The 533-nt window shown below is 68.3% G+C and carries 1 protein-coding gene; it reads right to left on the reverse strand.

Features of this window, described 5'->3' with window-relative positions; genetic code table 11:
* The coding region (locus tag ACFP3V_RS31260) for a transposase family protein (RefSeq protein WP_465270120.1) at nucleotides 1-472 on the reverse strand (472 nt) is incomplete at its 3' end.
* Nucleotides 473-533: the final 61 nt, after the last annotated feature.

Consider the following 533-nt stretch of genomic DNA (forward strand, 5'->3'; position numbering starts at 1 on the left):
CCAGGTGCAGGCGCAGGCCCCAGAAGTACCGGGAGTGGCTGGCGCAGTAGCCGTACTGGGCCCAGCCGGCCAGGTCGGAGCGCTGGGCGGTCTCCCGGGAGCGTCCGCACTCGATCGGGGTGGAGTCGACCACCCACACGTCGTCGGTCCACAGCGTGGTGTCGGTGGCCAGCACCCGGATGACGTGCTGGACCAGGCCGGCGGACTTGCGCAGGCGCTTGTTCCATCCTGGCTGCTGGGGCAGGTAGGGGAACAGGTGGCGCAGGTGGGCGCGGGCGTGGCGCAGCCAGCGGGCCTCGGAGACGAACCCGAGTAGGGCCTGCATCACCGCCAGGGTCACCAGTTCCGCGTCGCTCAGCCGTGGGGCGATGCCCACAGCTGGACGCGGCGGCGCCAGATGCGGGGAAGCCTTCAGCAGATCGTCGGTCTTCACGTACAGTGCAGTCGCGAGGGAGTCCAATTCAGTCTTCACACACCGAACTTGGACTCCCTCGCGTCATGCCCGCAGGGATCCCTTGGAATCGATCATCTAG

This window comes from Streptacidiphilus monticola, assembly GCF_042658505.1.
Taxonomy (GTDB): domain Bacteria; phylum Actinomycetota; class Actinomycetes; order Streptomycetales; family Streptomycetaceae; genus Streptacidiphilus; species Streptacidiphilus monticola.